The following is a 20392-nucleotide window of genomic DNA, read 5'->3' on the forward strand; positions in this document are numbered from 1 at the left end:
CCTTACGACCGGTCGCATGTGGGTCTGAACAGCGCTCAACGGAGATGCTGGAGATGGATTACAAAGTCGAACTCGGGGGCCAAGCACTCCATCGAGCGGAACACAAGGACCATTAGGACCATTGGGACAACGGGCCTGCTATCTGTCAGGAGCGCTTCCGTGAGTACGCCCGCAACGCAATGAGGCGACTCGACGACGAAATTGGTGTCCTACGGCTGAACCCTAGAACAGTGTAGGAGCAGGCCCAAAACCGAGTTTTCCAGAGAAAACCCCGACGCCAAGGGGCAAGGAGACCCCGCTCAGCCTGAGCACCCGAGCCGGGCTCTGCGGGCGCAGATTGCCAAGTAGAGGGCGAGAGAGATTGGGGTGACTATCTCCATATTCTTGATTTCTGAATCGAAATCTCCTGGCTAAAGCGGCTCTTTCATTTGCTCCCTTACTCTCATGCGTTTCGAGCATCGGCGCGAAGAGAGACAGAGACGGGAGTTGTCCCAAATCCCAAGTGGAACACTTTCGCCGCCGAAGCGATTTACACTGTGACGGTGTTCACCCGTCAACTTAGCAAAATCCATCGAACAAGCCCCGATGACTGGTTTACAGTCACCGGCTAAATTTTTCGCGCCATGATTAGCACAAGCATAAGTCTCTACTTGGTGTACAAGTACGCTCAATTATTTTTGCCTGCACAGTTTTGCATCCTACCTATAAAGGGTTACTCTCCTTTGGATTAGGGAACGGCATTCTACGTGTGAACGTATTTCTAACAACAACACTGCAATTCCGCAGTGCCATATTAAACGTAGATCAGTGTAGGTGAACTATGAAGCGTTCGTACGCTCTTGTTGTGTCCAGCGTAGCCCTGTTCTTGGCTTCCTCTTTTACCGCTTCTGCCCAAATCATCAGAACAGGCCAACAATGCGTGCCTGCGGTTGCCAACCCCTCAATGTATCGCAACTGCCGTCTGCATATTGTCCAGGGTAATGAAGTTTGCCGCTGCGCCATTGCCCCCCAAGCGCTCCGCCAGCGCATGGACCGGCAGAATGAGCCTGATGATCTGAGCACCGGCTCCATCAGTTCCCCTAGAGTGAATGGCGCGGTGGGCAGCATCGGAACAGCCGGTGGGGGCCGCAATGCAGGCCCGAACGGAACCCTCGGGAATATTGGCACTCAGAGCACAGCCGGGACCGGCATTGCAGCCAGCGGAGCAAGCAGCGTCGGTGCGCCCGGTAATGTTGGCGTACGTGGAGCCGCTGGTCCAGTGAGCAACGGAGGCGCAGTCAGCAACACTGGTGTCAGTGGCTCTGTCAGTGGGATCGGCAGTACAGGCGCAGGTGCTGGCGTTGGAACCAGTGGCGCGGCTGGCACCGTCGGAGGCGTGGGGGCTGGCAGCGCCGTCGGAACTGGCAGCACCACTGGAAGCAGCGGCGCTGTTGCCGGCAATAGCGGCACCGGTGGGAACGGCAGCACAAGAGGCTCTGGTAGCTCTACCGCCGGCGGTAGCAGCAACGTTGGAGGTCCGGGCAATCCGGGCAACGACAAAGGCGTTGGCAATGCGGGCGAGAGCCCCAATGGCCGCGACTTTGGTGGTGGCACGCAAGGCCGGAGCGACGCGGGCGGCAATGGCTCCAACGGCCATGGCGGCGGCCACGCTGGCGGAGCCGGCAACCCCGGCAATGACCGGAGCGTCGGCGGGGCTGGCGAGAGCCCGAACGGTGGTGACTTCGGCGGTGGAACGCAGGGCCGCAGCGATGCGGGCGACAAAGGGGGCAACGCGGGTGGAAACGGGAATGGCGGCAACGGCGGTGGACGCGGCGGTAGGGGTTGAAAACCCATGGGGATGAAAACATCCCTTGTTCAGTCGCTTCACTGTCCTGTGTAAGCTGACCTGCTTGAGGCGAGATGGGCCCTTGGCTCGATGATGAGCCAAGGGCCTTCACGCGATGGATCAATGTCCAAGCGGCGGCAGCCGCAGCTTAGAACGCTTAAATCTCGCGCCGACCGATCAAGACGGGGGCGGCGGGGAACTGGCATTGGGCGAGGCTTCCTGCCCTCGTAAGCCAAGAGCCTGTTGCAAATTCGAGCTGAGGCTGTTGAGAGGGACGAACTCATACTGCGAGACCGTTATGCATCGTCCCTCAATGCTTGCCATCACCACGGCGTTGGCAGAAAGCTGTTGGCTTTCGCCTGCTGGGGCGCTCGTTGAACTTCGACGGGCCTCGTCCGGACTACCCTCCTTCGTCACAGCGATGACGTACCAGACGTTTCCGGTTTTCGCCGCTTCGGCCAATAACCGCGCTCGTTGCTTAGTCTCGTTCAACGCCTTGCGACGCTCTTCAATGGACTCACCCCGTGTGAAGGCGAGATTGGGGGGCGTGTCTCCGCTTTCGCCGTAGGGATGAACGAAGTTCAACGTCATCCGCAAGCTGTCAGCCTTAACCTCGGTGACGGGAAGCGCTGCAGCTTCTTTACGCCCCTGGACAAACTCGCGCACGGCCACATCGCAGGACCGGAACTCATCCGGTTCCTGCACAGCTTGCCGAGGCTCTGACTTGGCCTGGGGAGGAGGGTTGCGTTTCCGGGATGGTGCGCCCTCCGCGCCAGCAGAGAAGGCAAGAACACAAGCGACAGCTAACGGGAAAACTCGCACCATGGCTCCTTCCTCCTGACATCAGGAAGAACGTCCCCAACCCAGCCTAAGGCCAAGCTGCTTGGTTCGTAACGAGTCCCCAGCCGAGATGGCTACGCTCAGGAAAACAACGTTCAGGCCGGTTCTTAGTTGCTGAGCGGTCTTTCAACCGCTTAGCGCTGCCGTTCTGGATATCCTGCAACCAGCCAGACAGGATCAACTCTCGCCCTTGTGCTTCAGCGCACTTATGTCGTGGCAAGCTCTCGTGACAACAGGCTTCTCGTCACCAGACAAATCCGGGCCAAGAAGTACGCTATAGCGGGTTCGGGTCCCAAGATGCACTGCCTCACATACTTCTGCAGCTCTCCAATGCGTCGTTCTCGGATTAACGAATGACGGAAGCAATCCTGGCAAAGGCCTTATCTGTCAGTTGCCAGGAAGGACTTGCACTGTCGCCTTCAACTAAGTCGATATACATATGAAATGTTTCACACAGCCTCTCAGCGGGCTCTTGTGGAGTTATCTGAGCCATATCGCTCCTGACCGGTTGGGAAATCGAATCTCGGCGCGCGAAGTTGATTAGTGAATGTGGAAATAATGGATAGAGGTGGGTCTACCGCATTGGCCTACGTTCTTTCTGCAATTGCCCATCGTCTCCATGACCTGCTCAGCGACATCTAGCCAAGCTGGAGCAACTTCGGCTCCATCGTTGTTGGTTGGCTCTCTTGAAGTTGTGTACCAACGAGTTGTTTGTAGATTTCGCAGGTGCAAACGAAACATTGAGTATTTCCCATGTGGTAGCTCGTCATAAGGTGAGCATTCCTATCGACGAGCGCCGTGAGTTATTCAAAACACTGAAAGCATGATCAATGGCTGACATTCTCGGGAAAGCCCGTCCCAACGACCTCATAGGCACAATCTTATCGGATCGGATCATTGGATTTGATGGAGACGACATACTACTCGGGTTGCTCGGTAATGATACCATCTACGGAGACGGTGGGTTTGATCGTATCGACGGACAAGATGGCAATGATGTAATCAGAGGGGGGGGAAGCCAGCTCGACTATATCGCCGGTGGTCGCGATAATGATCGCATTTACGGTGATGACGCAAACGACCAGCTTATAGGCGAAGCGGGAAATGACACCATCTTCGGTGGCCGCGGCGACGACTATGCGGCGGGAAATCCAGGGGATGATTCGATCGCTGGCGGGGCAGGCGACGATTTCTTCGTTGGAGAGGCAGGCAATTATGTTGTCCGTGGCGATTCCGGCAATGACTTTGTCGCTGGTGGAGATGGCGACGACCGTGTTCTAGGCGGAACCGGACGTGATCTCGTCGACGGAGATCTCGGAAACGACCTGCTCTACGGCCAAGCCGGAAATGACGTCCTAAACGGCGATGCTGGAGACGATAGGCTTGTCGGTGGACCGGGAAGCGACGCATTCCACTTCGGCGATGCATTGTCTCCATCGAACGTTGATCGGATTGTCGACTTCAATGTAGCCGAAGATACGATCCGTCTGGAGGACAGGATCTTCAACCGTGCAGGACCAACCGGCACGTTATCTGCCGAAGCCTTCCAAGTCGGGGCAAGAGCGCAAGATGCTGATGATCGAGTTATCTATGACTCGACGACCGGCGCACTCTATTATGATCGAGACGGTAGCGGTTCATCAAACCAGGTGAAGTTTGCACAGCTCAGCAGCGGCTTGGCATTGACGAGCGACAACTTCCTATTGGTCTAAAGCTCAGACCCAATTACGTGATGGCGGGAAATTCAAAGGGCGGCGGTTGAGCCGCCCCTATTCGCAGCGGTCATCTGATGAGCCTTGAACCATTCACGTCCCATCCCATACATGATCGATGCTCTTCCGGTCGACGTCCTTCCGGCGCTAAACGACGTCCTGCTCCTGCTGGACATCTTCAGGGCGGTCTGGGCCTCGGTGCGTACTCGCGCTCTCAAAAGGTCACTCAAGTTAGAGCTTGATCGCGGGTCCTAGAGGAATAGGAAAACACGGCCTAAACGTCAGTCCAAAAAGGCATGGCCAGGTTGCAGAATGTCTTTCACAGTTGCTTGGCTACGGTTCTACTAATCCAAAAGCGTCGGAGCGGGCGTCTACTGCCGAATTCTGGACTTCTGAAACGCAATCTCTTGGTCAAATCCAAATCTGCTAGAGAAGCAACTTGTCCAATAGAAATGAAACCGCGTGAGAACCAGACAAATCGCGGAAACCAAATACACAGTATTAAGCCGAGTGGCAGGAAAATTTTCGATAGGATAGTTCAATCGCGAAAGGCTGGAATGGTTCAATCTGAGTTCTTGCGCGAGATTTTACGAAAATTCCAATGCCGTTCTATTGCGGAAATACGGCCAAGGTCGGCCCAGTGCCATTTCCAGACTTTCAACAGTTGGCAAATCCAATCCACTCGAGAGACACATGAACGCCAGATGCTCGGATATGGTTATGCCGTCTGGCAAGCGTTCCGGATTCCACAACTAGCGAACAAATCAAGAACATTTCCATAGTATCCCAGCCTTGGAACCAATAACCTCGCTCTTCTTGATGAAGGTGACGATGACTGGCCAGACCCACACCGTATCCGACCCGAACGAAACGAATGCTCACGTCATAGCGGTGATCGAGGCTTGTAGGGATGTCCCAATCTGGCGATCAGGGCTCTCCTTACCAAGCAGGAGATACTGGAGCAGCGGATCGGTCGTCCGGCATCGGCGCTTTCGTTCGGATACGTCCGCGGCCGCACCAGGGTCGCGCCAAGACAGTCCGGCTGACGCGCCGCCCGGCTCCGGAGGTCCGCTCACATGCGGCATGGTCGTTCGAAATGGTCCCGGCGCATGATGTCCCCCGAGATTGCCGGCCGGCTCTGCTGGCATCCCTACGCCGGACCCGGCGCTTGCTCACGAGATCGCTGGCCGATATCCCGATCGGGTGCCCCGAGTACAAACAGTCCGACCGTGTGGCAACCGAAATCGACGGACTGGCGAGGATCCTGACGGGCGATGCGACCTATTACTACCGCGACGGTCATCCACCCGATGCGCCGGACGGGACCTGTCGCACGGTAAGGGCCTTGGAACTCGACAAGCGGTCCTGAAGCTTTCCGTCGACGCGGATCGGACTATATCGCTGACACATACACGGTGTCCTGCGTGAATGCTGTTGCAAGGTGGATCATGAGTTTCGACACGTTCGAGGCGTCCTTGTCTTATTCCAGTCCCCCTGAAGGCTGGAGCCGAGCATTGCAGGCCCTCTGGTGGGACGCCCGCGAAGATTGGGAAAGGGCTCACGGCCTTGTCCAGATGGACGAGGCTGACCGTCAATGCGCCTGGGTCCATGCCTATCTGCATCGGAAGGAAGGCGATCTCTCGAATGCAGCCTACTGGTACAGGCGAGCGGGCCAGCCCGTCGCGACCGGTTCCCTCACCCAGGAGCGGCAAGCGATTGCGGACACTTTGATCCGCGACGCGTCACGCGCGGAGTGACCGCGGCCGAGCCGTGCAAGGCAGGCCTGCAAAAGAGCGATCCTGCCACCAGATCAATGTCATTGGGGTCCGAGCCCCTCTGACAATCTCCCAGGAGGTTGCGATGTCGGACTCTCTCACCTGACGAGCGCGTGTGCCGTGCTCCGAACTTGGGAGATACCCATACAGATTCCATTCGATGACATCGGCCTGACGGCGAGCTTCCTCGCTCGCCCTTCTCACAAACCGACGCAGAGTATGCCGGATGTGCGCGACGATGGCCTCTCGGCCGGACGTCATGGTCATCCAGGGCTGTCAGCACGACGACCGCACATGGGATCTCGAATGTTCAGGAAAACCGCCAAGCTCATCTTCTTCCTCTGGCAGAGCCGGCAACCAGAATTTGGGATACGGCCATGGCAAGCCGTGGAAGTACAAGAAGTGGAAGGGATACAAGGGCGGACGCCACCGGGATCACGGCGGGTATCCTCCCTACGAGCATGGATACCGCCACCCGGGGCACTACCGGCCGCCTAGCGTGCAGGGCCTCATCGTCGATGTCCTCCTGCGTCGAGTGCTGCATCGCCGCTGAGGATCGGTCCCAACGAACGTCGGCCCTCGAGTGTGGAAGCGGAGCATTCGCTTACGTCTCAGGAATGCCAGGAGCAGCCCTTTGTCGCAGGTCTTCAAGTCTATCCGGATTCGTCAGCGAGTTCCCAGAGAAGTCGACGTTCAGACGGAGAGCATTACAGGAGCGGCACTCGATGATGGAACGATGCATCTGAGCGGCTACACGCCAGATTGTCACTGATAGAACGTCCAGAGAAGACTTTCACTGAGTTCTTTCAAGGCCTCGACGGCATCGGGTCGCTCCCGGGCCACCGCAGCAACGATGGCATCGGCAAGCGCGAAGGCAGCGGTCGGCGAATTCGGCAGCAGCCGGTTCCTCGCCGGAGCGAAGAGGGTGATGTCGGCGATGGGGACAAGGGGCGAACTCGGCCCGTCCGTCAGGGCCATGATCGTCGCCCCACGGTTCTTGGCGAGTTTCGCTAGATCGACGGTTCCCCGTGAATAACGCGGAAGCGAGATGGCCAGCACGAGGTCATCCGGTCCCACATTCATCAGGTGCCGGACCGCTTTTTCAGCGCCTCCGCGGGACGATGCGAAGATTACGTTCGAATCGAGATAGAGCGTCAATCCTTCATCCAGATGCGCCGCCACATGGTGGCTTGCCCCGGATCCGACGATGAAGATACGACGGGCGCGCAACAGAACGTCCATGGCCCGGGAGCAGGTTTCCTCATCGACGGCCGCGAGGGTCTCGTCCAGGTTGGCGGCCTGATCCTTGAGAGCTGTCACGAAGGTCGCGAAGGCGGAACTTTTCGTGCTGTGGGCATCGGCGAAACTGTCGACGGGAGCCATCGCCAGTCGCAGCGCCTCGGAGAGCGCCGCCCGGAACTCGCCGTAGCCGGCGTAACCCAGAGAGCGGACGAAGCGTGTCACCGTCGCCGTGGAGGCGCCGCTGCGCTCCGCGAAACCCTCGATCGTCATCGTCGCCGTCTCGAGAGGGTTCTGCAGCACGAAGTCCGCCGCGCGCCGATGTGCGTCACTGAGCGCGGCATACACGAGGGCAATGCGGTGAGCCAGATCCGTCGTCGGCTTCAGGACTTGAGACACGGGCACTCCAGACTGATTGACGTCAGGATATTTTCATGATCTTTAATCTGAGAAAATAAATCTGTCAAAAGCAGTCGCCAAGGGAACCGGAGAGATACTCGATGCGCCGTCCACTCATATTTGCCTTCGTCGCCAGCACCTGCCTGCTCAGCGCTCCCGCATGGGCTCAATCCCTCAAGATCGCGCTCAGCTCCGAGCCGACAGCGATCGACCCACACTACCATGATCTGACACCGAACAATGCCCTGGCGGCTCATATCTTCGACGGATTGACCAAACAGGACGAGAAGCAGAAAGTCCTGCCCAATCTCGCGACGTCGTGGGAGAACGACGGCCAGAATCGTTGGACCTTCAAGCTCCGCCAAGGCGTGACGTTCTCGAACGGCCAGCCTTTCACCGCTGACGACGTGATCTTCAGCTTCTGCCGTACCCTGAAGAACGAGACGGCGATCGCAGGTTCGTTCGCCGACATCACGGGCAACTTCACGGCCGTCGAGGCGCCGGATCCGCACACCATCGTCATCACCACGAAGGCGCCGGACCCGCTGCTGCCGAACTTCCTTTCCGGCCTCGCCATCCTGAACTCGTCCATCCTTCCGCATGACAAGCTGACCTTCGATGTCGCGAAGAACTGCGGCGTCACCGGAGCATGGCCCGTCGTCGGCGACTTCAACGACGGCAAGCTCGCCATCGGCACGGGGCCCTACAAGTTCAAGAGCTACACCAAGGGCACGAGCGTCGAGCTCGAGCGCAACGACAAGTACTGGGGCCCGGCGGAGCCTTGGGCCAGCGTGACCTTCGTGCCGGTCCCCAATGCCGGTCCGCGCCTGGCGGGCCTGCTCGCCGGCGACTACGACGTGATCGAGAACCCGGCTGCGCGCGACGTGTCCCGCATCAAGGACGACAAGCGCTTCGGCCATGTGATCACGCCCTCGACCCGCGTCATCTACTTCCAGCTCGACGTGGAGCGCGAGCCGAGCCCGTTCGTGAAGGCGGAGAACGGCAAGAACCCGCTCAAGGATGCGCGCGTGCGCAAGGCGATGTCGCTCGCAATCGACCGCGACGCCATCATCAAGCGCATCATGGACGGGGCCGCCGAGCCGGCCTATCAGTTCCTGCCCAACGGCATGTTCGGCGCGCTGGAGAACCCGCCGAAGCTCGCCTACGATCCGGCCGCGGCCAAGAAGCTCCTGGCGGAGGCCGGCTATCCGAACGGCTTCCAGGTCACGCTCTCGACTACCAACGACCGTTACATCAACGACAGCCAGATCACGCAGGCCGTTGCCCAGTATCTCACGCAGGTCGGCATCCGCTCCGAAGTGGACGCCATGGCCCGCGCCATCTACTTCCCACGTCGCGCCAAGAAGGAATTCAGCGTGGCTCTCGGCGGCTGGGGCTCCACGAGCGGCGAGGCTTCGTCCTTCCTGAAGCAGTGGGCCGCGACCCCGGACGAAGCGAAGACCATCGGCGGCTCGAACTACGGCGGCTATGCCGATCCGGAATTCGACAAGCTGATCCGCACGGCGATCACCACCCTCGATGACGCCAAGCGGGCCGAGCTTCTCAAGCAGGCCGGAACGAAGGCCATCGAAGGCGGCGCGTTCATCCCGCTGCACTTCGAGAGCACCATCTGGGCCTACAAGGCGAACCTGAACTACATCGGCCGCGCGGACCAATTCACGATGGCCATGCAGGTCAAGCCCGCGAAGTAAGCAAGCCGTGAACGAACCCGCGAGCAGATCGGAACGCCTCCCATGACGGCCTACATCCTGCAACGCCTAATCCAGAGCGTCCTGGTTCTGCTCGCGGTTTCCATCGTGGTCTTCCTCGCCGTCTATGGCATCGGAGACCCGATCGAGCTCCTGGTGCCGCCACAGGTCAGCGCCGCCGAACGCATGGTCATGATCCAGCGCCTCGGGCTCGATCTGCCGGTCTGGCAGCAATATCTCGGCTTCCTGGGCAAGGCCCTGAAAGGCGATCTCGGCTTCTCCTTCGTCCATGGCGTTCCGGCGGTCGATCTGATCCTGGCGCGGCTGCCGGCCACCTTCGAGCTCGTCCTCCTGGCCATGAGCCTTGCCGCAATCATCGGCATTCCGCTCGGTCTCCTGGCCGGGCTCAATCCCGAGAGCCGTCCGAGCCGCGCCATCATGGCTGGAACGATCCTCGGTTTCTCCCTTCCGAGCTTCTGGAAGGGCATGATGCTCATCCTGCTCTTCAGCGTCTTCCTCGGTTGGCTGCCGACGGCGGGGCGCGGAGAGACGGTTTCCGTGTTCGGCATTCCGACGAGCCTGCTGACCCTCGATGGCCTGAAGCATCTTGCCCTGCCCGCCCTGAACCTCGCCATTCCGAACATGGCCCTGATGATCCGCCTCGTGGCGGCGGGCACCACGGAAGCGATGACGCAGGATTACGTGAAATATGCCCGCGCCAAGGGCGTGCGCCGCAAGCGCATCGTCGGGCGGCATGTGCTGCGTAACATCCTCATTCCCGTCGTGACGGTGGCCGGCATGGAATTCGGCAGCCTCGTGGCCTTCTCGACCATCACCGAGACCGTGTTCGCCTGGCCGGGCATGGGCAAGCTCCTCATCGACAGCATCTACCAGCTCGACCGCCCCGTAGTCGTCGCCTATGTGATGCTCGCAACGTTCCTCTTCGTCGCCGTGAACTTCCTCGTCGACATTCTCTACGCGGCACTCGATCCCCGCGTGAAGCTGACGGGAGAAATGGCATGACCGCTTCGAAGACGGCGGCCGTGACGGCCGAGGCCGATACGGCGCTGCGCCACAAGGTCCTGCGCCGGATCAAGAGCCGCCCGACGACGCGGGGCGCGGTCGTCCTCTTGGGAATCCTCCTGCTGCTCGCGCTGCTGGCTCCCTTCATCGCGCCGCAGAACCCGCACGACCTCGCGTCGCTGAGCGTGATGGACAACCGCCTTGAGCCCGGAGCGCGGGGGATGACCGGCATCACCTACTGGCTCGGCACCGACGCGCAGGGCCGCGACATGCTCAGCGCCATTCTCTACGGTCTGCGGACCAGCCTTCTGGTCGGCCTCACATCCACCGCAGGCGCGCTCGCCATCGGCATTCTCGCGGGCCTTGTCGCGGCACAGTTCGGCGGAGCCATCGATGCGGCGATCATGCGCGTCGTCGACTTCATGCTCGGCTTCCCGTCGATCCTGATCGCCCTCGTGCTCCTCGCCTCGATCGGGCGCGGCGTCGACAAGGTGATCATCGCCATCATTCTGGTGCAATGGGCGCAATATGCCCGCCTCATGCGCGCGGCGGCCCTCGTCGAGCGGCGCAAGGAATACATTGAAGCCGCGGTCAATTTCGGCCTGCCTACCCGCCACATCATGCTGGCCCATCTCCTGCCGAACTCCATCAGCGCCGTCCTGGTCGTCTCGACGATCAGCATCGCGGGCGCGATCACGCTGGAAGCCACCCTGTCCTTTCTGGGAGTCGGCGTTCCGGTGACGCAGCCGTCCCTCGGCCTTCTGATCGCCAACGGGTTCGAGTTCCTGCTCTCCGGAGAATACTGGATCGCAGCCTTCCCGGGCATCGCTCTCGTGCTCTTGATCATGTCCCTCAACCTCGTGGGCGAGCGCCTGCGCCGCAGCTTCAATGTGAGGGGCCAATGACCTCCCCGTTGCTCGAAGTGCGTGGACTGAGAACCGTCTTCCACGATCTCGCCGGTGCATGGCCGGCCGTCGACGGCGTCGATCTCGTGGTGCAGCCCGGCGAGATCGTGGGGCTCGTGGGCGAGTCCGGCTCCGGGAAGTCGGTGACCGGGTTCTCCCTGGTCCAATTGATCGACGCTCCTGGCGAGATTGTTTCCGGCGACATCCTGTTCAAGGGAGAGGATTTACGCCAGGCGTCCGAAGAACGCCTGCGCGGTCTGCGGGGCGACCGCATCGCGATGATCTTTCAGGATCCGCTGATGACCCTTAACCCGGTCCTCACCATCGGCGAGCAGATGTGCGAGGCGATCCAGGAGCACCGCCCCTGCGGCACGCACGAGGCCTTGGAAGAGGCGTCCCGGACCTTGTCCCGGGTAGGCATTTCCTCTCCCGAGACGCGATTGAAACAGTATCCGCACGAGTTCTCCGGCGGCATGCGCCAGCGCGTGGCGATTGCCACCGCCCTTCTGAACAGGCCCGACCTGATCATCGCCGATGAGCCGACGACGGCGCTGGATGTCACGATTCAGAGCCAGATCCTGTTCGAAGTTCAGAAGCTCAGCCAGGAGACCGGCACGGCGATCCTGTGGATCACGCACGATCTTGCCGTCGTCGCCGAGCTCGCCGACCGGGTTGCCGTCATGTATGCCGGGCGGATCGTCGAGACGGGAACCGTTGACGACGTTCTTGATCGCCCCCGCCACCCCTACACGCTTGGCCTACTCGGCTCCTCGGCCGCGATGGTCGCCCCCGGCGAGCGCCTGAGGCAGATCAACGGCGCTGCGCCCAGCATCGACGCGCGCCCGAGCGGATGCCCGTTCCGGCCGCGATGCGAGCGCGCCATGCCCGTCTGCGCGCAGATCGATCCTCCGTCGCGGGTCATGAGCAACGGGCAGAGCTATCGCTGCCACAATCCCGTGCCCGAAGGCGTTGCCCCATGACCGAGCCCTTCTTCGAGCTGCGCGGCCTCAGGAAGTACTTTCGCGGCAAGGCGACCATCGCCCAGCGCATCCTGGCTGCAACCGGAAGCGTCCCGCCACCTCCCTTGCTGAAAGCGGTCGATGGTGTCGATCTCAGCGTCAAGCGGGGCGAGGTGCTTGGCCTCGTCGGCGAATCCGGCTGCGGGAAGTCCACGCTGGCGCGGGCCGCGACCGGGATCACAAAACCCACCGCCGGAGACATCATTTACGAAGGACGGCGCGTCGCCGAACTGCGCGGCAAGGACCGGCTGGATTATCTGCTCAAGGTCCAGATGGTGTTTCAGGACCCCTATGCATCGCTCAATCCGCGAATGCAGGTGCGCACCATCGTCGGAGAGGCCTTGCGGGTTCACGGCCTTTTGCCGAAGAGCGATATCGACGCCGCCGTCGACAAGGCTTTGACCGAAGTCGGCCTCGATGCCGCTTATCGCAACCGTTATCCGCATCAGTTCTCCGGCGGACAGCGCCAGCGTATCGGCATTGCCCGCGCGCTCGCAGTGAAGCCTGGGTTCCTGGTCTGCGACGAACCGGTTTCTGCGCTGGACGTTTCGATCCAGGCCCAGGTCATCAACCTGTTCATGGACATTCGCGAGAAGCATGGCCTGACTTATCTGTTCGTCAGCCACGATCTCGGAGTCGTCCGGCATATCAGCGACCGCGTTGCGGTCATGTATCTCGGGCGCATCGTCGAGATCGGGCCGGCCTCAGCCATCTTCGCTGAACCGGCCCATCCCTACAGCGCGGCGCTCATTGCGGCGAGCCCCTCCACGGCGCAGCGCAAGCGCGTTTTCCAACCACTCAAAGGCGAGCTGCCCTCCCCTCTGGCGCCGCCCGGCGGGTGCCCGTTCCACCCTCGCTGCGAGCACGCGATGGCAATATGCCGTGACGTTCGCCCGGCTCTGAAAGAGATCGCCCCCGGACGTAGCGCAGCCTGCCATCTCCACAATTTGGACAACACATGACGACAACGACTCTTAGCCCTGAAATCGGCCGCAGCTCGCTTCCCTTCGTCGATTCTCATCACCCTGACAGGCTGATCGAGGTCAACTTCTATCGCCCGGCCGGCCACGGTCCCGACGATCCGGTCGTCATCGTCCAGCATGGCATGCTTCGCAACGGCGACGAGTATCGGGATTTCTGGATTCCAGCCGCGGAGAAGCATCGCGTCCTGATTGCCGCACCCACCTTCTCCGACGCGTCCTTCCCAGGACCGGAATCGTACAACAACGGCTTGGTGATCCAGGACGGCGGAAGCGTGGGTCCTGTCGAGAAGTGGCTCTATGGCATTCCGGCCCGCGTCCTGGCCGCCCTGCAGGAAGGTGGCGTGACGCGTCGCGCGAAGGCGTGGCTCTTCGGTCACTCAGCCGGAGGACAGTTCGCGCACCGGATGCTTGCAACGCAGGATCATGGCTCCTTCGAGGCCGTCATCGCGGGCAATCCGGGCTGGTACACATTGCCAACCCTGGAGCGCAGCTTCCCTGAAGGACTCGGCGGCCTCGGCTTCGATGAAACCAGTATAGCGCGCTGGTTCGCTTATCCGATGCACATCTTCGCGGGCGATCAGGACATCAGCACCGACGATCCGAACCTGCCGGCGCAGGCGGAGGCCCTTAGGCAGGGGCCACATCGCTACGGGCGTGCGCAATTCGTCTACGATTTCGCCCGCCGCGAAGCCGAACGCCTCGGACTTCCCTTCCGTTGGAAGCTGATCCGCGTCGAAGGCGTGGGCCATGACGGTGCCGCCATGTCCCGCGCGGCCGCCGCTTACTGGTTCGAAGGGCGTATTCCACCGGCTGAAGAGCTGATCACGGCTGAAGTGGGCGCCTTGTAAAGCAACGTCGCCTCGCCGACCGTCCACGACCGATTCTGGAGCAAGACATGAACGTCCGAAATGACATCTGGCAGCATGTGGATGCCGCGAAGAGCCGCCTCATTGCCTTGAGCGACCGCATCTGGGGGATGCCGGAGGTCTGCTACACCGAGGTGTGCTCGGCCGCCGAACATGCCGCGGAACTGCGCCACCAGGGCTTTCGTGTCACCGAGGGTGTCGCTGGCATCCCGACCGCGATCATCGGCGAAGCCGGTGAAGGCGGCCCGGTCATCGCATTCCTCGGCGAGTACGACGCGCTTCCGGGGCTCAGCCAGGAATCGGGCGTTGCGGAGCATCGTCCCATCGAGCCCGGCGGCCATGGACATGGATGCGGTCACAATCTCCTCGGATCGGGCGCGATGCTGGCCGCGATTGCCTTGAAGAACTGGCTTGCGGAGAAGGGCATTCCAGGCCGCGTCCGGTATTACGGCTGCCCGGCTGAGGAAGGTGGCGCGGCCAAGACCTTCATGGTTCGCGCCGGAGCCTTCGACGACGCCGATATCGCGATATCATGGCATCCCTACAGTTTCTGGGAGGTCGCGCCCGCACTGTCTCTTGCCAACACGCGCGCCGATTTCGCCTTTACGGGCCGAGCCGCTCACGCGGCCGCTTCGCCCCATCTGGGGCGAAGCGCGCTCGATGCGGTCGAGTTGATGAGCGTAGGCGTGAACTACATGCGCGAGCACATGCCGTCCGACGCGCGCGTGCATTACGCCCTGCTCGACACGGGCGGCATCGCGCCGAACGTGGTGCAGGCCTATGCCCGCGTGCGCTATTCGATCCGTGCCATGGACCTTCAGGGTATGCTCGACCTCGTCGAGCGCGTGCATAAGATCGCGCAGGGCGCCGCCCTCATGACGGAAACCAGTGTCGAGATGCGGATCGTCAGCGCCGTCTCGAACACGCTTGGAAACACGCCGCTCGAACATGCTCTGCATAATGCCATGGAGGAACTCGGAGCTCCACCCTTCGACGAGGCCGACCGTGACTTTGCCCGGAAGATCCGCGCAACCCTGTCGGACCAGGAGATTGCATCGGTCTACCGAGCCATCGGCCAGCCGAGGACCGATGCCCCTCTCGCCGATTTCCTGACGCCGCTCGACTCGCCGCGCAAGCCGATGATCGGTTCGACCGATATCGGCGACGTGAGCTGGGTGGTGCCGACCGTCCAGGCGCACGCGCCGACGGTCGCTATCGGCACACCGTTTCACACATGGCAGGTCGTAGCCCAGGGCAAGATGCCGGCGGCGCACAAGGCGATGGTGCATGTTGCCAAGGCCATGGCAGCCACCGGGATGGCCGCGATAACCGATCGATCCCTGATAACCGCCGCCAAGGACGATCTCGCCCAGAGGACACGGGAAACCCCATATGTGAGCCCGCTTCGCGAAGGCGTCGAGCCACCCTTGGATATGTCGCGTATCTGATTGAAGCGCGGATGCTACATGAGCGGCGAATATCGCCCTCTCCTTATCGGGGAAAGTCTCGCACGGGCGGAAGTCAAGGCCTCGAGTACGGCACTCATACGCTCTCACGAACGTGAAACGCGGAAAGCAGCTCGGCTGTGTTTCGACGTATAAGACCGGAAAAGCTGAGCTCTGCCCCAGACACCCTGCAGAAGAGCATTCAGGAGAGAACTCAATGCCCCGTCCGTCCGATAGTCGATTGAACTATAGCCTCGCTTAACCGTTGAACCGGGCAACATGGGCTAAAATGGTCGACCCCAGCCCGTACTGTCTTGGCTTATGATCCTACCACAAAATTGGGCGGTCACTTGCTCGGAACCAAGGTTTCTGGAAGTCCGGGGTGGGTCTTGGTCGTTTAAAGGCGCTTTGGCAGAAGTTGGTTTGCAGCTCCCAACGAGCCAGAGAACTCCGCCATCATCAGTGAGCGCCATTCCGCCAGTCGCCGATGGAATGAGGCTCGAACTCCTTAAGAAGCGGGTGTCCTGTGCGTTCTGAGCTTCAAGACGCGGGCACAGCCCGGCCCTAGGTCTTGAGGGCGGCCATCAACGGCTGGATGCCTAGAATGTTCAGCACCGTCGATGGATACGCTGGCGGTGTTCAGCAGCCCCAGCCCGCGGCTCAGGGTAACGAACTGGGTGCAGACCTGCCGGATTGTGCGGCCGCTGTCTCTGCGGGATTTGGCGATGGTCTTGTGATCAGGGGCCAGGCGGCCGGTGAGCCACATCAGCGCGACATTGCGACTGGCCTTGCGTTCCAAGCGCCGGCTCGATCGCACCCGGTTGAGATAGCCATAGATGTACAGCTTGAGCAGGATAGCGGGATAGTACGATAGGTGCCCGGTGGCTTCGGGCACAACACCGTCAAAGCCAAGTGCCCGCAGATCGAGCGAGTCGACAAAAGAGTCGATGACGCGCACCGGGTTGTTCTCATCAACCCAGTCGTCCAGGCTTTCAAGACAGGGTGGTCTGGCTGCGATCCACGCCTTCAACAATGCGCCTCATCTGACCTCCAAACATGGCTGGGAGATCATATCATCGGCCGCGTTTTGACACACCCAGGGTCAATCTCAAGCATTCAGCGCGACCGTAATAGGGTCAGCTGTCTAGTCGGCTCCTGACGTTCGCTGATTCTGGCAGGGCGCGTCTGCTAGGCTGTCCAGTCGCGGAAGGGCTTGCGCCCGGTCAGGCGCCTGACCGGGCGCAAGGCGATTGAGCATGGATTATCCTCAATCAGGACGAGCGACCCCCTCCACCCAGAAAGGGCCAAGCGCTAACAGGGGTTCGTTCGTGAAGCGTCCGAGAACGCCGTCTATCTGAAGGGCTCGCAGAGCTTTCAGCCGCAGGTCGATGGCCATCTCTCCGAGGGAACGTCAGCATTGGGGATCGTTCATCAGACAAAATGGCGGTCGACTTGAGCAAAGTGACGGCCCATCGCCGAGTCCTGCGTGGCGACTGGCGTTATGAATGAGGCTAATGTGACCTCGCCCGCGGTGTGACATCAGGTCCGTGAAGAAGGAAATAGATATGCGAGAGGCATCGCCGATGTGTCCCGTCCAGGTGGCCAACCAAACATGGTGGGAAAACGTGCTCCTGGAGCACTACGGCATCCAGGCCTCTCTCACTCCCCTGGACGGGGAATACGATCTGAATTTCGCCGTTCACCAGGATGGAAGGAGAACCCATGTCCTGAAGGTGATGCGGCCGGGATGCGAGACCTCGCTCATCGAGGTGCAATGCCAAGCGCTCGACCATATCGCGCAGCATGGCCCGGAGGTGGTCGTGCCCCGTGTCGTGAAGGCGCGTGACGGATCCCGGTTCGTGTCGACACCCGATCAAGATGGTGAGGAACGGTTGGTCTGGCTCATCACGAACCTCCCCGGCCGCGTCTATGCGCAAACGAGCCCGCAGACCCATTCCCTGCTGCGCGAAATCGGCGCCACCCTGGCGATGATGGATCGCGCTCTCGAGGGCTTCACACACCCTGCCCTTGGGCGAGACATCAAATGGGATCTGCGCCGATCCGGATGGATCCGAGATGCGACCGACCTGATCGATGGCGCCGGCAGGCGGGAGATCGTCGAGCGGATTGTCGCCGCATTCGACGATGGCCTGCTGGGCCGCCTCAACGCCCTTCCCACCACGGCGATTCACAACGACATCAACGACTACAACATGCTCGTGGATGCGAGCACGGGGGAGTCGCGGCTGTCGGGAATCATCGACTTCGGCGACATGATCGACGCTCCCGTGATCGCGGAACTCGCAATCGCCGGAGCCTACGCGGTTCTCGGTCAGGAGCGCCCCGTTGCGGCTCTTGCGGCGCTTGTCGCCGGGTACGACAGCGTCCGGCCGTTGAGCGACGAAGAACTAGCCCTGCTCTTTCCCCTTGTCCTGACGCGACTTGCCGTGAGCGTCACGAACTCCGCAATCGTCAAACGGGAGAAGCCCGACGACCCGTATGTCACGATATCCGAGCAGCCGGCCTGGGCTTTCCTGGAGGCGAATTCCAGCCTTGCGCCCGACTTGGTCCTCGCGTGCCTTCGAGTCGCGTGCGGACGGGCCGGACATCCCCGTTCCGATGCGGTGATGGGCTGGATCGAAAGCCATAGAGGCCGGTTCGCCTCGATGTTCGGCCGGAATCTCGACGGAATTCCGGTCATCGACCTGAGCGTCGCCGGTCCCGCATCCCCCCGCAACCCATTCGATCTTGACGCCGACGACCTGGACGACGCGGTCGCCGAAGCGATGGGGGGTGCCGACATCGCGCTCGGCCGCTATGGCGAGCCGCGTCTCATCTACACGGGGCCTGAGTTCCGGAAGGCCCCCTATGCGGGATCCCACAGACGCACGGTCCACATCGCCGTGGACGTGTTCGTCGATGCCGGCATCGAGGTCCGGGCACCCCTCGACGGCGTCGTGCATGCCGTCGAGCTCCGCACCTCGCCGCTCGACTATGGTGGCGTGGCAGTCCTGGAACACACGACGCCGGACGGCGACAGGTTCTATACGCTCTACGGTCACTTGGCCGCAGACGTCGTCACACGCCTTGCGCCCGGGCAGACCGTGATCGCCGGGGAGGTCATCGCTCTCATCGGTGATCGGACGGAGAACGGCGGCTGGACTCCTCATGTCCATTTTCAGCTCGGCCTGACCACACTGGGTCGCGGGGCGGATTGGCCCGGCGTCGCCGATCCTGACGAGTCCGCCGGATGGATGGCACTGTACCCCAATGGTGCGGCACTCCTGAACCTGGCCGATGAGGATACCGCCGCCGTCACCATCACGACAGACACCGTCCTGCCTCAGCGCAGGAAGCGCTTCGCCGGCAACCTGAAGCTCTCCTATCGCAGGCCTATCACCTTGCTCCGGGGCTACAAGCAGTTCCTGTTCGATCAAGATGGCCGAACCTACCTCGACGGGTACAACAATGTACCGCACGTGGGTCACTGCCACCCACGGATCGTCGCTGCGGCAGAGCGGCAGAACCGACTGCTCAATACCAACACGCGGTATCTGCACCCAGCGCAGGTTGAATATGCGGATGCGCTGACGTTGCGGCTTCCGGATGAGCTGAGCGTCTGCTTCTTCGTCAACTCGGGAAGCGAGGCGAACGAACTCGCCCTGCGGCTTGCGCGCGCCCACACCGGAGCCGTCGACACGATCGTGATGGATTCCGGCTACCACGGCAACACCAACACGGCAATCGACATCAGTCCCTACAAGTTCAATGGTCCCGGAGGGCGGGGAGCACCGGACTGGGTTGACGTGGTGCCCGTCGCCGATCCTTACAGGGGTCCATACAAGGGGAGCGACCCAGAGGCAGGGCGGAAGTATGCCGATCACGTCCGCGCGGCCGTCGAACGAATTCAAGCTCGGAACCGGAGGGTCGCCGCCTTCATTTGTGAGATATTCCCAAGCGTCGGCGGGCAGATCATTCCGCCCCCGGACTATTACCGTCAGGCATACTCGGCTATCCGGTCCGTCGGGGGCGTATGCATCGCGGACGAGGTGCAAACCGGTCTCGGACGCATCGGCACCCACCAATGGGGCTTTGAGACTCAAGGGGTTGTGCCCGACATCGTCGTCCTGGGCAAGCCCATGGGGAATGGACATCCCATCGGGGCCGTCGTCACGACCCCGGCAATTGCCGCATCATTCGCAAACGGGATGGAATTCTTCAGCACCTTCGGCGGGAGCACGCTTGCTTGCGTGATCGGCCGCGAGGTCCTTCGCGTCGTCGATGAGGAGGCCCTCCAGGAACAGGCTCTGGACGTCGGCACGTTCATGCTGGATGGACTGCGCGAGCTTCAGAAGGAACACGCGGTGATCGGCGACGTCCGGGGATCTGGCCTCTTCATCGGCGTGGAGTTGATCAAGGACCATGACACCCTCGAGCCGGCGCAAAGGCAGGCGTCGTACATCGTGAACCGCCTTCGCGAGCACCGCATCCTGATCGGCACCGACGGGCCGCTCGACAACGTTCTGAAGATCAGGCCGCCCCTCTGCTTCACCCGCGAGGACGCGTCTCATCTCCTGGGCCGCTTGTCCACCGTGCTCAGAGAAGAACCCTGCCGCATGTAGCGGCGTGGTGCTGCCAGCAGGGATGAGCGT

The 20392-nt window shown here is 61.3% G+C and carries 14 protein-coding genes and 1 pseudogene; 11 read left to right on the plus strand and 4 right to left on the minus strand.

The window, feature by feature from the left end:
* Positions 1-940 precede the first annotated feature (940 nt).
* Positions 941-1867: a hypothetical protein gene (locus KBI52_RS30185; protein ID WP_210812642.1), complete on the minus strand. Its 927-nt coding sequence runs from the start codon at positions 1865-1867 to the stop codon at positions 941-943.
* 135 nt (positions 1868-2002) lie between these two features.
* Positions 2003-2491, minus strand: a complete 489-nt coding sequence (locus KBI52_RS30190; protein ID WP_173945812.1) for a hypothetical protein — start codon at positions 2489-2491, stop codon at positions 2003-2005.
* Positions 2492-3495: 1004 nt separating this feature from the next.
* On the opposite strand from KBI52_RS30190, the gene KBI52_RS30195 reads away from it, so the two are divergent.
* The 3 genes from KBI52_RS30195 (at position 3496) to KBI52_RS30205 (ending at position 6134) form a co-directional block, all read left to right on the plus strand.
* On the plus strand, positions 3496-4377 hold the full coding sequence (locus KBI52_RS30195; RefSeq protein WP_210812643.1) for a calcium-binding protein: 882 nt from the start codon (positions 3496-3498) through the stop codon (positions 4375-4377).
* Positions 4378-5545: 1168 nt separating this feature from the next.
* A complete protein-coding gene (locus KBI52_RS30200; RefSeq protein ID WP_173945811.1) occupies positions 5546-5746 on the plus strand; it encodes a hypothetical protein in 201 nt (66 codons plus the stop codon).
* Positions 5747-5825: 79 nt separating this feature from the next.
* Positions 5826-6134 (plus strand): hypothetical protein, encoded by a 309-nt coding sequence (locus tag KBI52_RS30205; RefSeq protein WP_173945810.1) that lies wholly within the window; start codon positions 5826-5828, stop codon positions 6132-6134.
* 783 nt (positions 6135-6917) lie between these two features.
* On the opposite strand, the gene KBI52_RS30210 is transcribed toward KBI52_RS30205, so the two are convergent.
* Positions 6918-7790, minus strand: a complete 873-nt coding sequence (locus KBI52_RS30210; RefSeq protein WP_210812644.1) for a MurR/RpiR family transcriptional regulator — start codon at positions 7788-7790, stop codon at positions 6918-6920.
* Between the two features lie 101 nt (positions 7791-7891).
* On the opposite strand from KBI52_RS30210, the gene KBI52_RS30215 reads away from it, so the two are divergent.
* Genes KBI52_RS30215 through KBI52_RS30245 form a run of 7 tightly spaced genes read left to right on the plus strand, consistent with a single transcriptional unit; the run spans position 7892 to position 15743 of the window.
* A complete protein-coding gene (locus KBI52_RS30215) occupies positions 7892-9502 on the plus strand; it encodes an ABC transporter substrate-binding protein (RefSeq protein WP_210812645.1) in 1611 nt (536 codons plus the stop codon).
* Between the two features lie 42 nt (positions 9503-9544).
* A complete protein-coding gene (locus KBI52_RS30220; RefSeq protein WP_173945807.1) occupies positions 9545-10522 on the plus strand; it encodes an ABC transporter permease in 978 nt (325 codons plus the stop codon).
* On the plus strand, positions 10519-11427 hold the full coding sequence (locus KBI52_RS30225) for an ABC transporter permease (RefSeq protein WP_173945806.1): 909 nt from the start codon (positions 10519-10521) through the stop codon (positions 11425-11427). Before KBI52_RS30220 ends, KBI52_RS30225 begins: the two co-directional genes overlap by 4 nt.
* On the plus strand, positions 11424-12407 hold the full coding sequence (locus KBI52_RS30230; protein WP_173945805.1) for an ABC transporter ATP-binding protein: 984 nt from the start codon (positions 11424-11426) through the stop codon (positions 12405-12407). Before KBI52_RS30225 ends, KBI52_RS30230 begins: the two co-directional genes overlap by 4 nt.
* Positions 12404-13408: an ABC transporter ATP-binding protein gene (locus tag KBI52_RS30235; RefSeq protein WP_210812646.1), complete on the plus strand. Its 1005-nt coding sequence runs from the start codon at positions 12404-12406 to the stop codon at positions 13406-13408. The genes KBI52_RS30230 and KBI52_RS30235 overlap by 4 nt, the downstream gene beginning before the upstream one ends.
* Positions 13405-14277, plus strand: a complete 873-nt coding sequence (locus tag KBI52_RS30240) for an alpha/beta hydrolase (protein ID WP_210812647.1) — start codon at positions 13405-13407, stop codon at positions 14275-14277. Before KBI52_RS30235 ends, KBI52_RS30240 begins: the two co-directional genes overlap by 4 nt.
* A 47-nt stretch (positions 14278-14324) precedes the next feature.
* Positions 14325-15743, plus strand: a complete 1419-nt coding sequence (locus tag KBI52_RS30245; RefSeq protein WP_210812648.1) for a M20 family metallopeptidase — start codon at positions 14325-14327, stop codon at positions 15741-15743.
* Between the two features lie 565 nt (positions 15744-16308).
* Here the strand turns inward: KBI52_RS30245 and KBI52_RS30250 are convergent.
* Positions 16309-16783 (minus strand): annotated as a pseudogene (locus KBI52_RS30250) (transposase); the annotation flags it as partial.
* Positions 16784-17305: 522 nt separating this feature from the next.
* On the opposite strand from KBI52_RS30250, the gene KBI52_RS30255 reads away from it, so the two are divergent.
* A complete protein-coding gene (locus tag KBI52_RS30255) occupies positions 17306-20362 on the plus strand; it encodes an aminotransferase class III-fold pyridoxal phosphate-dependent enzyme (RefSeq protein ID WP_210812650.1) in 3057 nt (1018 codons plus the stop codon).
* Positions 20363-20392 lie beyond the last annotated feature (30 nt).

The sequence above is a fragment of the Microvirga sp. HBU67558 genome, assembly GCF_018069605.1.
GTDB lineage: Bacteria > Pseudomonadota > Alphaproteobacteria > Rhizobiales > Beijerinckiaceae > Microvirga > Microvirga terrae.

Coding starts and splice junctions, on each gene's coding strand:
- KBI52_RS30195 (WP_210812643.1), top strand. CDS start 3,496: ATGGCTGACATTCTCGGGAAAGCCCGTCCCAACGACCTCATAGGCACA.
- KBI52_RS30205 (WP_173945810.1), top strand. CDS start 5,826: ATGAGTTTCGACACGTTCGAGGCGTCCTTGTCTTATTCCAGTCCCCCT.
- KBI52_RS30215 (WP_210812645.1), top strand. CDS start 7,892: ATGCGCCGTCCACTCATATTTGCCTTCGTCGCCAGCACCTGCCTGCTC.
- KBI52_RS30220 (WP_173945807.1), top strand. CDS start 9,545: ATGACGGCCTACATCCTGCAACGCCTAATCCAGAGCGTCCTGGTTCTG.
- KBI52_RS30225 (WP_173945806.1), top strand. CDS start 10,519: ATGACCGCTTCGAAGACGGCGGCCGTGACGGCCGAGGCCGATACGGCG.
- KBI52_RS30230 (WP_173945805.1), top strand. CDS start 11,424: ATGACCTCCCCGTTGCTCGAAGTGCGTGGACTGAGAACCGTCTTCCAC.
- KBI52_RS30235 (WP_210812646.1), top strand. CDS start 12,404: ATGACCGAGCCCTTCTTCGAGCTGCGCGGCCTCAGGAAGTACTTTCGC.
- KBI52_RS30240 (WP_210812647.1), top strand. CDS start 13,405: ATGACGACAACGACTCTTAGCCCTGAAATCGGCCGCAGCTCGCTTCCC.
- KBI52_RS30245 (WP_210812648.1), top strand. CDS start 14,325: ATGAACGTCCGAAATGACATCTGGCAGCATGTGGATGCCGCGAAGAGC.
- KBI52_RS30255 (WP_210812650.1), top strand. CDS start 17,306: ATGCGAGAGGCATCGCCGATGTGTCCCGTCCAGGTGGCCAACCAAACA.